Below are 13,846 nucleotides of genomic sequence, written 5' to 3' on the forward strand. Positions count from 1 at the left end.
CGTGCTTCCCAGACACCCCCTTTAAAGTCCTACTTAAGGAACATTTTTATTCGCTTCAACGCATTTTTTACATGAGGATAGCGAAACGGAATATCGAACAAAGTCGTCTGTTTCAAGACGCTTTTTTTATGGGAAAAAACGTCAAAACTGTTCTTTCCATGATAGGCGCCAATACCGCTCGTTCCAACTCCTCCAAACGGTAAATGAGGGTTTGCAAAATGGTAAATCGTATCATTGATGCATCCACCACCAAAGGAGATGGAATTCAGGACCTCATTCTGAATCCGCGTACTTGCGGTAAAAAGATACAGTGCAAGAGGATTCGGATGCTTGCGGATACCTTCGACCACGTCATCCAATGCTGTATATTCCAGAACCGGAAGGATGGGGCCGAATATTTCATCTGACATGACCCGGTCATCCCACGTGATATCTGTCAGAATAGTGGGCTCAATGGATAACATCTCCCGATTTGATTTTCCTCCCAGCAAAATTTCTCCCTGCTTCAGAAAAGAAGTGAGACGATCAAAATGTTTATCACTCACAATCCGCGTCATGGATTGTTCCTCGTACATTTCGTGGATCGCTTCTCTCAATAAAGCTAAAAACCGGTCTTTGATCCGCTTGTGGACATATAAATAATCAGGTGCAATGCACGTTTGTCCAGCATTTGTAAATTTCCCCCATGCAATGCGCCTAGCTGCCAGCTTCAAGCTCGCATCTTCATGGACGATGCAGGGGCTTTTTCCGCCCAATTCCAACGTTACCGGCGTAAGGTGTTTGGCGGCAGCTTCCATGACTGTTTTTCCAACGAGTATACTGCCAGTGAAGAAAATCTTGCCAAACTCCTCTTGAAGAAGGGCTTGGCTCGTCTCTACGCCGCCCTGAACAACCGTGACATAGTTTTGGGGAAAAATGTCCCGGATCATTTTTGCAAAAACCTGTGACGTTCTGGGAGTGAGCTCCGAAGGCTTTATAATAGCACAATTTCCAGCACTAATGGCTCCAATCAAAGGGGCGGCTGCGAGCTGGAATGGGTAATTCCAAGGAGAAATGATCAATGTCGTCCCATACGGTTCGGAATAAACGTAGCTGGCTGAACCGATATGAGTAATCGGTGTCTTTACCTTTACAGGCTTCACCCAGGACCGCAGCTTGCTGATTGTAAACCGCAGTTCTTCCAATATGATTCCGATTTCGGTCGAGTATGCTTCAAATTCGGATTTATTCAAATCAGTTTTGAGGGCCGTAATGAATTCCCTTTCATACAGCTTGACGGCACTCCTCAGTTTTTTCAGGGCATTCAGACGAAAGGCTACATCCTTTGTTTGATTCGTCCGGAAAAATTCCCGTTGGCTTGTGATGAGTGAGTGGTAGGATTCCATGTGGCAATCTCCTTATCTGATCTTGATCTGCTTAACTCTTTGCAAAATTGTACCATAGAGGGATTACTACTTAAAATCAAGGCGTGTAATACCAGAGCCTTTTAACTTCATTCAGTAGAAATCTCCCACTTCTATAAGTGGTGAGATGAATGTATATTGGTAATCCATTCAGTGGGGGTTCAAACCCCGGCAAGATGAAAAACCCCCTTTGTATAAGTGTATGTCTATATCCAAGTAGTTTTAGCTGCCACTTCGTTTTTTTTCAAAAACTGTGGCTGTACAAGCAGATAGATATGCTTTGCATGTTATTTATTTTAAAACATATGTTTTATAAGAGAAGAGGCGGTAAACCCTGGGAGGCCGGTGAAACAAGCACACCTAGATTTGATTGCTAGTTTCAAAGAAAAAAATTTAAAAAAATGGTAAAAAAAATATTTACAAATTTCTCTTCCGGGTATATACTAAAAACACTTTAAAAAAGGAGTGACAAATTTATGAACAAATCAACAAAAGCTGGACTTATATTCGTGGTTGTGCATACTGTGTTTTTCTTGAATTTGGCTGTAGATCTATCATTCCTTTCTTAGTTTCTCTTCTGTTAAAGCGCTTTCAATATTTCTTCAATAAATTACTTCTATACTTACCAAACGGGCTCTCTTTTAAAGAGGGGGCTTTTTTGTGCGGAAACCTTCATTAACAAATGCTATTTAACTTCATTCAGCAGAAATCTCCCACTTCTATAAGTGGTGAGAAGAATGCCTATTGGTATTCCATTCAGTAGGGGTTCAAACCCCGGCTGAATAAAGTCAAAGCCTCCGGCGGATGCCACAGATTTTCAGAGGAAATTTATCGAGCGAAGCTCGATAAAATCTGGGCGCAAATACGCCAAGGCGCATTTGATATCGTTGATGACTGGACCGCTGAAAACTTGAACGGCTCCATGAGTATTACTGGTTTCATTTTATTTTTTCCTCGAATGTAAAGTCGATCCCGCCAATTTTTATATTAAAAAGCTTTGATTTTTTTCCCGTCTATTTTGTACACTTTTCTTGTAAACATAGTATCACGCAGTATGTATTTTACGATATTGAAAAAAGAAGATCGAATGGGGATATACAGTGGCCTTGAGATTGAAACGGGTCTGTCAAATGAAGAAGAACGTCTGCGGGATTCTTGATGAAATCGGCTGAAAAGGATGTTCCCGATATCCGCCAATGCCAATGAGAGGGTCCGGTGAATATAGTTTCTTGCTCACAGTGAGGAAATCTGGGGCCATCCGCTGACTGACGGGGAATTGGAAAAAATGGTAGGGTTTATTAGTGCCCAAATTAGTCGGAAGTAATGAAAAACGGTCATCTATCTCCATTAAAAGAGCCCATATCTGTTGGGAATAGCAAAAAACGGGCACCAATTTCCCGAAAGTGCCCGCGTTGTCGGGAGTAACGAAATGCGGTTACCAACCCGCTTCATTAATGTTCATCTTTATTTGTACATGCGATGGCTGCTTCATCATTTTGTTCAAATTCCTACTTATGCTCCGGTTTCCAGGATGAAAATCGCTTTTCAATAAGACCTAATAAAAATGTAAGAATGAGCCCTGTAATAGTAATGATCAATACGCCAACAAACATTCGATCCGTTTGCAGGTTTTGCCCATTGCTTGTCAGTTGATATCCAATACCCGCAGTTGAAGCAAATAATTCACCTACAACTACAGCAATTAGCCCTTGGCCAATACCTAGTCTAATTCCGTTTAAAAGAAATGGTACTGTCGAGGGTAAAGCAATTGTTTTAAAGATTTGAAACTCACTGGCATTGAATGTACGCGCTGCTTTAATCAGATTTTGATCCAAGGTCACCATTGCCTTCTGAGCACTCATCACGATGGGGAAGAAAGCCATCAAAAATACGATAACAATTTTTGATGCGGGCCCAATTCCGAAGGCAATCACAATAACTGGCAAAAGGGCAACCTTAGGTGTTACATACAAACCAGAAATGAAAGGGTTGACTATTGCATTAAAATACTTATTCCATCCCGAAAACACACCTATTGGTATACCGACTAATATTGCCAAAGCAAACCCTGCCAAAAACTCGTAACCGCTTACTTTTAAGTTATCCCAAAAGGAAGCTTCCTGGACCATATAAACAGATGCTTGCAAAATTTCAATCGGTGAACTAATAAATAACGGATTTATCCATGCGTTTCGAGAGGCAATTTCCCAAAGTAAGAGAAACAGTGTGACGGAAGTGATACTAATAATCAAGGGTCTTCTATCTTTTTTTACCTTCTTTTCTTTGTTTAGCTTTATTCCGGACTCTACGAATTGTGTAGCACTCTTAGTCATATGATTAGATTCCCTTCTCCTTATTTTCAAAACCTTGCTTAGAAGACTCATCTTCAATAATTGACCATATTTGGTCTACTAATTGTAAGAATTGCGGGTCACGCTTTACATGTAAATCCCTTGGTCTAGGTATCTGCACATTGATAATTTTGACTAAGCGTCCGGGCCTTGCTCCAAAGACGAAAACCCTATCTGCTAAAAATACAGCTTCATCAATTTGATGTGTAATGAAGAGACTAGTTTTCTTTGTTTCGCTCCAAATTCTAAGTAATTCTACCTGCATGAATTCTCTCGTTTGTGCGTCCAATGCTGAAAATGGCTCGTCTAGGAGTAATAATGATGGATCTACCGTTAAGGCTCTAGCCAAATTTACTCTTTGCTGCATTCCTCCTGATAATTCATGAGGATAATGATTTTCAAAGCCTTTTAATCCAACCATCTCTATGAATTCTCTCGCTTCTTTCTTTTTATTTTCCGAGCTTTCTTTTTGTAATTCGACGCCATAGAGCACATTGTCTAAAACTGTCCGCCAAGGCAGCAGACTAGGGTTTTGAAATACCATCGCCCGGTCTTTGCCCGGACCACTAATTTTCTGTTGATCTAATAATATTTCTCCTTTGCTTGGCTTTAGCAGCCCAACCACTGTGTTTAAAAACGTTGTCTTTCCACAGCCGCTTGGGCCGACGATACAGATGAATTCTCCCTCTTTAATATCTAGATTTATATTCTCTAAGGCTATTACTTCTGCACCAGTTTTATTATTTGTATAGGTAACATTTAAGAAGCGGGTGGACAATTTTACGTTTTCTAGCGCATTTGCAGTTCCCATTTCATAATTCTCCTTTAATAATGGTTTATTTGAAGACTTCATCTATATATTTATTTGTCCAAATAACGTCTTCCGCTGTATCTTGTTCTTTAGTGACGCCAGATAAATCTTTATATTCAATTAAAGGATCTTGGGCATTGTCCCATGCTTCTTGATTCATTTCGCCATAACCCTTGAAAGTATCTTTCAATCCAATTAATGATTTTTCAAGGATATCTACATCGACCCCTTCAAAATAAGGTGAAATAGATTTTGCTGCTTCTTCTGGATGATCACGTGTGAACTCCATACCTTTTCCGATAGCTCTTACAACTTTTAAAGAAGTTTCATGATTCTTTTCTAGGTAATCTTTGTCGGCAAACACAACTTCCCATGCCATATTCTTGTACATCGGCTCCTCCATCATGTCGATCATGATTTCACCAACTTCTTTACCTTCGGCATGTAGACCCATCGGAGGTGAGGCAACCCCTCCGTCAACAATTCCTTCTTGCATACCGCCAATTTTTGATCCATCACCCGATAGTTTGACTGTTTTGAAATCTTTGGGGTCGATGTTATGTAATTTCATTAAGTATCTAGCATAAACATCACCAGAATCACCAACAAGATTTGTACCGATAGTACTGCTAGCCAATGCTTTTACTTTATCTTCAAACGGTGAATCCTTAGACAATCCCTTTGCTTTTATATATTTTTTAGAAAAAGTGATTTGAAAAGTTAGAGCAGAATTTAAAGATTGGATTGCGACTAAGTTTTCGCCTTTATCGAGAGGAGCAAACATACTCCGTGGTCCTGAGACTGCAAACTGTGCTTCTCCAGATAGAAGAGAAGCAATTACCTGGGCTCCCCCACCACCAGAGGCTATTTTAGCTTCAATACCTTCCTCTTTGAAAAATCCCTGTTCGATCGCTACGTAAAACGGGGCTACTGACAAAATTCTTGCTGGTTCAGCAAAGGTGATTTTTTCTAGTTCTTCACCCTTCGAACTCTCCTCTTTTTTCTCTTGGCCGCAGGCAGACATTGTTATGGCTAAACAAAATATAGCGGCTAGAACACCCAATTTTTTTCTTAACATATTGCCATCCTCCTGTTTATATCATTATTCGTTTCACATACAAAACATCGTTTTGTCGATGTTTTGGGTAATTGTAACTTGCTCCCGATATAATTGTCAATATCTTTTTGCATTTGTGATGATTGGGTTTTTAGTGAAAAAAGCGCCATTAATACAAGTTAAATAACGGTAATTGATAGGAAAATAAAGTGAGAAAAAAAGAGGGGATTTTGTCGGATCTTGTAAGACAAGAGAGCCCTCGTAATGTTGTGGAGGATTGGAAATATATTATCGAATTGGAGGTGGAGTTCTTGAAATATTCAAAGTTAAAGAGAGGTAGTTTCAACTTCATGTTGACAAATCTGAATTTAACAATAATAATTGTATTGGTTATATTGTAAACTGTGTTTTATATTTAAAACTATGAATGTGTTCGTTTAAATTAGAAGGGAGAATGATTACATACATAGGGATTTTCATTGTAGCCTTGGCTGCTGGTATTTTTGTTTTAGGATATCTGTTAGAACATTTGTTATTATGCGGAAACAAAATTTTATCAGACTGTTATGGTAGGGTCATATATTAGAAAAAAATCCAAAGATAGCGAGGTTGTTATTCAATGCCCACAGTACAGCTTACGAATTTTACAATTCATTACGCGAAAGAGGGAAATGGTCATCCCTTGATTATTTTACATGGACTGGGCAATAACTCTCAGTCATGGAAAAATCAATTGAGTGCACTTAAAGATAACTTTACGGTCATCGCTTGGGATGCTCCAGGATACGGAAAGAGTTCAGATCCAGCAGAAGAGTTTAAACATTTTTCGCAATTTACGAATGTGCTTAAGGAGTTTGTTGATACATTAGGATATGAATCTATTTATCTTTTGGGGCATTCCATGGGATCGGCGATTGCCATCGACTTTGTCCACCGATACCCTAATTTGGTAGATAAGCTGATTATTGCTGATCCTACCCGGGGTGCGGCAGGTCTAACCGAAGAGGAGAACGAAAAAAGACTTCAAGAGCGTTTGGACTCCATTAATCATCTAGATCCATCAGAACTGGCAAAGCAAAGGGCCAGAAACCTGCTTTCTCCCAATGCTTCTGAAGAGGTAATAAAAGAGGCTGAACGCATTATGTCCCAAGTGAGGCCCCCAGGCTATCGTTCAGTCTCTTATTCACTCGGGAATTTAAATCAAATGGACTTATTACAATCCATCTCTGTTCCAACACTTGTCATATGCGGGGAGCTCGACAAAGTGACACCTGTTTCTGAAGCGGAAATTTTCCATCAATCCATACCGGATTCAAAATTGGAGATTATTCCCGACACGGGTCATTTATGCTATCAGGAGGATCCTGAAACGTTTAATGAAAAGGTTGTCCGCTTTTTGGAAAAGTGATGGCTGAAGGTATTTGAAAACTGGTGGAGAGATCTCTCTGCCAGTTTTTTCTGCTGTAGATAATGAAATATTTTGCAAAATCTTGAGTCTTGTTCATTTTAATCATATGATTAATAAGAAAGCCTGATGAAAAACTATTTAGGGAGATGCTTTGTCAATGAGTGACTCAGATAAAGAAAAATATAGTGCGAATTCCTTGGTAAGAGGTTTGGAAATCCTGAAACTATTCAATGAAGAGACCCCCACTTTATCACTCTCCGAGATATCGAAAAGCTTGGGTGTTAGTAGAACAGTACCATATCGGCTTTTATATACGTTGCAAAGTATGGGGTATCTGGATCAAGATGAGAATACGAAGCGTTATAGCCTGACTCCTAAGGTATTAGAAATAGGATTTGCTTATTTAAGCAGTTTAAAGCTGCCTGAAATCGCACAGCCGTATATAGAAAAATTACGAGATGAGCTTGGAACGTCCTGCCATTTATCTATTTTGGATGATCAAGAGGTAGTATACATAGGCACTGCGCCAGTGAGGCATGTTTCAATGATCAATGTCAATATAGGAGCGAGGCTTCCGGCACGGGCATTGGCCAATGGCAGGGTCCTGCTAGCATATCAGCCGGAAGGAAGATTGACAGATAAGTTTAATGAATCCGATCTTACTTCTATCCAAAAAGAATTGGAGTCAATTCGTAAACAAGGGTATGCAATTACAGAAGGTGATTTCCTTCCTGGTGTCCATTCGGCAGCAGCACCCATTTTTGATTATACCGGAAGTATAAAGGCAGCATTGAATGTGGTTACATCAGAACCGTTATTTCATGAAAATTTCCTTGAAGAAGTGGCTTTGCCAAAAGTAGTTGAAGCAGCAAAAGAATTGTCTAATCATTTAGGATATAAAAAATGACTGATTGAAATCTTACAAGAACTGAGAGCTTGTAAGATTTTTTGTTTTATATATAAAACATAATTTTTTATGCGGAAAAATTATGTTGACAAACTTCTCTGCACGCATTATTATTTTTCTTATATAAAACACTGTTTCAATAAAACTCGCATTGAAAGGGGTTTCTTTTTACGGAATATTTAAACCTATAAATATTCAATAAGGAATTAAAGGAGAGTATACGATGTTCTCAAACAACAAAAGATGGCTTTATATCGCTGTACCGATTTTCTTTTTCTGGTTTTTTGGGCAAATTGACAAGATGGGGATATCTGTTATCCAGACAGATCCCGAATTTTTAAAAGCTTTGGGATTAACTGGAGAGGACAGAAGTGCCAAAATAGGCATGATCACATTTGTGTTCACTGTTTCGTATGCGCTTTCAAACCTTTTTTGGGGAATTATCATCGATAAGCTAGGGGCACGCCAAACGGCCATTTTGGGGCTGGGAGTCTGGACCGTTACAATGATCATGGCTGGGTTATCAAATACATATGAAATGTTTTTAGTCAGCAGAATTATCCTTGGGTTGGGAGAAGGGATGATGATTCCGGTATCAGGGAAATTCATTTCAAGCTGGTTTAACCGAAGGGAATTGGGAAAGGCTCAAGCGTCATGGATTACAGGCAACTATTTAGGACCAGCGTTGGGAGCCTTGATACTCGTGTTTATTATTGCAACTCTCCATTGGCAGGCGGCATTTTTTATCCTTGCTGGTTTTAATTTATTTATCAACATCCCTATGTTCTTGTTCTTAACAAGGAATACTCCTGAAGAACATCCCGGATTAAGTAAAGAAGAACTGGCATATATTCGGTTGACAGATCAAGAGGATGAGATGTCCGATCGAAAATTTATACAGGATTTCCGTTATTGGATCGTTTGGATTGGAATGTTGATTGCTTCTTTTCTATTTTTCGGCATTAGTATATGGCTGCCGACGTATCTGGTTGAAGCACGCGGATTTGCTCAAGAGGGCATGAAAAATATCACGTCAGTATCCTGGTTATTTGCACTACTATTTGTACTTGCTTGCGGTTATTTATCTGATAAAACAAGAAGGCCAAGTCTAATGGCCACCATATTGTTCGGTATGACAGCGCTTTTTCTTGCTTATGCCATCATAGCGCCTAGTGCAATAATTGCTGGTCTTTGTATGGGGCTTGCCATGGGAGCACAAGGCGGAGTCTTTCATTTGAGCAATCTCTTTATTGTTAAGTTTTCCACACCTGAAACTGCTGGACGTGCTGCGGGCCTTATGGGATTCACGAATATCATGGGGGGCTTTTCAAGCTACATTATGGGCTGGCTTCGGGATGCATCAGGTGGAAGCTTCAGCTCTTCAATCATTATGTTGATTGTTGCTTCGCTTCTAGGTCTGTTGGCTTACCTTTTCTCACTCAAAAAAGAAGCTGCTGAAGTTCGCCTATTCAAGCAAGCGGTGTAGCTTCCTTCATACACGTACAGACGCATTAAAAAGCGTCTGTACTTTTTTATTTTTTAGCGTAAAGTCCCGAATGCTGCATCCGCTGACGGAAGTCCTAATGTCAGTTGCGGGCATTGTCGGACCCTAAAAAGCCTTTGCTCTTGAATTTTCTTAAAAATTAATCTTGACACCGCTATCATTATTGATTACCATAAACTCATAAAATAAAACAATGTTTCGTATATAAAACACAAACTAGTTTGTATACGGAAAAGGAGGATGTTAAAAATGGCAAAAGAAAAATTTTCAGTTGAAGAGTTTGAGAAAAAGTACGTAGCAAGACTGAAAGATCGCACGCTTGATTGGAACGTATTGAAGTTTCAAGAGGAAGTCGATCCTCGGTACAAAAGGGCTCAAATGCGTTATATCGGGAGGGGGGCCACTGCAAACGCAGATGCAAATGTAATAGCGGCGGAGCATTTCACTTTAAGTACGATGGTTTTACCGGCAGGATGTGTCGGCCCTCTACATCTGCATGATGACGTAGAAGAAGTTTTCTTCATCTTAAAAGGCCAGGTCACAGCACTCATTAAAGAAGTAGATAGTGATGAAATTCATGAGATTAAATTAAATGAAAGGGATTGCATTAGCAGCCCTCCAGGAGTTCACCGAGGAATTCGCAATGATAGCGACGAGGAAGCATTGATGTTAGTTATGCTTGGGGCAAGTAAGCCTAACTTACCAACTTATCCGGCAGGCAGTGCACTTGAAGAGCTTCGCAAGCAGCGTGCTGCAGAAAGAGAAGCCATCATCAGCGGAAAGTAAGCGCTGCGTGGATTGATGCAAGACTTCAGGAGTGAAAGCTACCTTACTATTAATGGGAGGTCCAAACTTATGTTAGGCATTACTCATTTACGCCATATCAGCTTGATCACCCCCAATATTGATGAGCAAGTTGCATTTTATGAAAAAGTATGGGGATTGGATAAGGTTGATACCCCAGAAAATGACGGGGCGGTTTACTTTCGAGGTGCGGGGCCTGAACATCATATTTTAAGCCTCCACGAAGGGGAAAAGCCTGGGTTACACCATATTGCTTTCGGAATGGTGGATAAAAACTCAGTAGACCAGGCAGCAGAGATTCTGCAATCTAAAAATGTGATTATCGTGGATCCGCCCGGTTATTTAAGCGAGGCCGGCGGCGGGTATGGACTTCGTTTCCTTGATCCTGAAAATCGTCTGATTGAGTTGTCTGCATGGGCTGAGGTGCATACTTCCATTTGGAATAAAAAGAATGTGGACCCTGTAAAACTAAATCATGTTGTCATGAATACAAAGGACTTGGATATGATTGTTGAGTTTTATACGGATGTGCTTGGTTTTAAAGTTACAGATTGGAGTGAACATCAAATGTCATTCCTCAGATGTAATAAAAAGCATCATTCGATTGCTTTTAACCAGGGACAGCATACATCAGTCAATCACATTGCATACGAGCTTGATTCGGTGAACGAAGTGATGAGAGGGATTGCCAATGTCAGGGAAGCGGGTCTGAAAGAATTATGGGGCCCGGGCAGACATGGGCCGGGAGATAATATTTTCTGTTATTTCCAAGATCCGGGCGGATTTGTTATGGAGTACACATGTTATCTCGAAACGATTGAAGATGAATCTGAATGGCGGGCCAGAGTATGGAAACGTGTTCCACACCTTATGGATCAATGGGGAATAGCCGGACCTCCGACTCCGGAAGCCCGCAAGGCCATGGGTGGAGAGCCTGATCCGGGATGGGTTACTGCCAATATCGCTAAATAATTTAAAGGGGGGCATTTCATATATTGAAAGGTCCCCCTCTAATAAAAACATAAAAAGCAAGGGCTGCCTTGCTTTGATCTTCAATCATTATGGAAGGGCCTAAGGGAGGAAAAGAATAGATGGATCTCGGGCTTAAAGACAAAGTAGCTGTTATCATGGGCGGCACATCAGGAGTAGGTTTAAAAACAGCAGAAACATTTCTGCAAGAAGGCGCAAAAGTTGCTATATGCGGCCGAAGCAAGGAACGGATTGAAAAAGCGAGCAACCATTTGTTTTCGTTCGGGAGCAAGGAAGATATTTACGCTGGACAGTGTGATGTTACATCAAAAGAAGATGTTGACTCATTTATCCAGGCAACAGCGAATTACTTTGGAGGTATTGACATTCTAGTTAATGCTGCAGGACATAGCGTTATGGGATACTTTTTTGATATCACAGATGAACAATGGCAAGAGCAGATTCAATTGAAATATTTTGCCATCATTTACGCGGTGCGTGCTGTACATCCTCATCTAGTAGAAAGAGGGGGAGGCAGAATTATTAATATCAATGCAACTCTTGCGAAAGAGCCGGAGCGTCATATGGTAGCAACTGCTGCAACACGCGCTGGACTTTTGAATTTGAGTAAAACGTTGTCCCAGGAATTGGCTCAGGACAATATTTTGGTGAATTCCGTCAGTCTTGGACTGATCAAGACAGATCAATGGGAAAGAAGAAGATTAAAGAATGCACCGGATCAAGATCCGGAAGAATATTATGCGGATCTAGCGAAGAAGCGGAATATCCCACTTGGCAGGGTTGGAGAGGCGGAAGAAGTGGCTGATGTGATCGTTTTTCTTGCTTCTGAAAAAGCCAGTTATGTAGCAGGTTCAACGATAGAAACAGCGGGGGCGCTGGGAAAAGCACTTTAAATATTATTGGATCGAGGGTTGAGTGTGTAATGGAAACAAAACAACAGGTGGAATATACAGTTGCAGATGCAGTTGTCAAAGAGCTGGTAAATGCCGGTGTTGAAGTCGCTTTTGGCATTGTAAGCATACATAATATGCCTATTTATGATGCAATACTTAGAAATGGAAAAATCCAGCTTATTTGTTCAAGAGGAGAAAGCGGAGCTGTCAACATGGCTGATGGTTATGCACGAGCGACAGGAAAACTGGGTGTTGTGATTACCAGTACTGGAACTGGGGCAGGAAATGCAGCAGGTTCATTGGTTGAAGCCTGGGCTGCAGGAGTGCCAGTTCTTCATCTTACAGGTGAGGTAGCATCTCCTTATCTTGGAACTGGCAAGGGTTATATACATGAATGTAAAGACCAACTGTCCATGATGAACGGAGCCTGTAAGAATGCTTACCGGCTGAGACAGCCCGAACAGGCATCTTCTTTGATGAGAAAGTCGATTCAAGAAGCTTTGGCTGCGCCTGCAGGGCCGATATCTCTTGAGATACCGATAGACTTTCAATCAGCCATCATTGAAGATGTGACTCTTGAAGAAATACAAGTTAAAAGTTTACCTGACACAAAACCGATCGTTCCAGAGAAGGTTACTGCGATGATTTCACAATCAAAGCGGCCAGTTATTTGGGCTGGGAACGGTGTAAACGCATCAGGAGCTTCGGAGCAGCTTCGGAAACTGGCTGAGATCACTGGGGCCGCCGTCATTACAAGCCAATCAGGAAAAGGCTCTATTCCTGAAGATCATGAACAATGTATTGGACATTTTGCAGCTTATGAGGCTACAAAAAAATTTTTAAAGAGTGCTGATTTATTGATTAGTGTTGGTGTTAGATTCAGAGGTAATGAAACCTCAAATTGGAAAGTACCCGTGCCCAAAGAACATATTTCAATAGATGCCGATTGGTTAGCTGTGAATAGGAGTTATAATGCCACTATTGGATTGGTAGGAGATGCTAAAAACATTTTGGCCAGCATGGTCGAAACACTAGAGAAACAATCCATCGAACCAAAATTTTCCTATTTAGAAGAAGTGCGTGCGCTGAGAGAAGATGTTCGTACCCAACTGCGGGAAACACTTGGGCCTTATGTGAAGTTTTTGGATGGAATGAAAGAAGTGCTTCCACGAGATACTATTTTAGTTCGGGATGTAACAGTTCAGGCGAATGTCTGGGGCAGTCGGTTATACGAAATCTACGAACCTGGCACTTCCATACATGCATCTGGAGGAGGAATCGGTCAGGGGCTGCCAACCGCTATTGGAGCGCAAATTGGCTGCAAAGATAAGAAGGTCGTCTTAATGGCTGGTGATGGAGGGTTTATGGTCAATGCGGGGGAAATGGTGACAGCAGCCGAAGAACAGCTTCCGTTGATCATCATTTTATTCGATGATTCAGGATACGGTGTTCTGCGGAACATACAAGATGAGGCATATGGACGCCAGGTAGCTGTAGATTTATTAAGCCCCGATTTTGTAAAAATGGCTGAGGCAATGCACTTTAATGCAGTGAGAATTCAATCAGCAGATGAATTTGTACGTGAACTGAAGAAATCGATGGATAACCGCAAACCATCAATGATTGTTGTGGATATGGATAAGGTTGGACCTATGGCAAAGCCATTTGGCGGACCTCCAGGAGCAGCAGAGGCATTTAAACCGAAAAAATTATGATTG

The 13,846-nt window shown here is 40.9% G+C and carries 11 protein-coding genes; 7 read left to right on the forward strand and 4 right to left on the reverse strand.

What is annotated here, in order from left to right; genetic code table 11:
* Nucleotides 1-29: 29 nt before the first annotated feature.
* From D5F11_RS03320 to D5F11_RS03335, 4 genes are all read right to left on the reverse strand, one after another.
* Complete coding sequence (locus D5F11_RS03320) at nt 30-1,385, reverse strand: aldehyde dehydrogenase (protein ID WP_120114721.1); 1,356 nt, start codon at nt 1,383-1,385, stop codon at nt 30-32.
* Between the two features lie 1,526 nt (nt 1,386-2,911).
* On the reverse strand, nt 2,912-3,736 hold the full coding sequence (locus D5F11_RS03325) for an ABC transporter permease (RefSeq protein WP_185830477.1): 825 nt from the start codon (nt 3,734-3,736) through the stop codon (nt 2,912-2,914).
* A 4-nt stretch (nt 3,737-3,740) separates the two neighbouring features.
* Nucleotides 3,741-4,565 (reverse strand): ABC transporter ATP-binding protein, encoded by an 825-nt coding sequence (locus tag D5F11_RS03330; RefSeq protein ID WP_120114718.1) that lies wholly within the window; start codon nt 4,563-4,565, stop codon nt 3,741-3,743.
* Nucleotides 4,566-4,590: 25 nt separating this feature from the next.
* Nucleotides 4,591-5,643 (reverse strand): ABC transporter substrate-binding protein, encoded by a 1,053-nt coding sequence (locus D5F11_RS03335; RefSeq protein ID WP_120114717.1) that lies wholly within the window; start codon nt 5,641-5,643, stop codon nt 4,591-4,593.
* A gap of 598 nt (nt 5,644-6,241) precedes the next feature.
* Here D5F11_RS03335 and D5F11_RS03340 point away from each other — a divergent pair.
* From D5F11_RS03340 to D5F11_RS03370, 7 genes are all read left to right on the forward strand, one after another.
* Nucleotides 6,242-7,030, forward strand: a complete 789-nt coding sequence (locus D5F11_RS03340) for an alpha/beta fold hydrolase (RefSeq protein WP_120114715.1) — start codon at nt 6,242-6,244, stop codon at nt 7,028-7,030.
* A 157-nt stretch (nt 7,031-7,187) separates the two neighbouring features.
* Nucleotides 7,188-7,937, forward strand: coding sequence for an IclR family transcriptional regulator (locus D5F11_RS03345; protein WP_120114714.1), 750 nt, complete (start codon nt 7,188-7,190; stop codon nt 7,935-7,937).
* A 223-nt stretch (nt 7,938-8,160) separates the two neighbouring features.
* Complete coding sequence (locus D5F11_RS03350; RefSeq protein ID WP_120114713.1) at nt 8,161-9,423, forward strand: MFS transporter; 1,263 nt, start codon at nt 8,161-8,163, stop codon at nt 9,421-9,423.
* A gap of 267 nt (nt 9,424-9,690) precedes the next feature.
* Complete coding sequence (locus D5F11_RS03355; RefSeq protein ID WP_120114712.1) at nt 9,691-10,227, forward strand: cupin domain-containing protein; 537 nt, start codon at nt 9,691-9,693, stop codon at nt 10,225-10,227.
* 69 nt (nt 10,228-10,296) lie between these two features.
* Nucleotides 10,297-11,217 carry a VOC family protein gene (locus D5F11_RS03360; protein WP_120114711.1) on the forward strand — a complete coding sequence of 307 codons (921 nt, stop codon included), beginning with the start codon at nt 10,297-10,299 and terminating at the stop codon, nt 11,215-11,217.
* A 119-nt stretch (nt 11,218-11,336) separates the two neighbouring features.
* Nucleotides 11,337-12,128 carry an SDR family oxidoreductase gene (locus D5F11_RS03365; RefSeq protein WP_120114710.1) on the forward strand — a complete coding sequence of 264 codons (792 nt, stop codon included), beginning with the start codon at nt 11,337-11,339 and terminating at the stop codon, nt 12,126-12,128.
* Between the two features lie 29 nt (nt 12,129-12,157).
* Nucleotides 12,158-13,843, forward strand: a complete 1,686-nt coding sequence (locus D5F11_RS03370; RefSeq protein WP_120114709.1) for a thiamine pyrophosphate-binding protein — start codon at nt 12,158-12,160, stop codon at nt 13,841-13,843.
* Nucleotides 13,844-13,846: the final 3 nt, after the last annotated feature.

It is taken from the genome of Siminovitchia terrae (assembly GCF_003605405.2).
GTDB classification, from domain to species: domain Bacteria; phylum Bacillota; class Bacilli; order Bacillales; family Bacillaceae_C; genus Siminovitchia; species Siminovitchia terrae.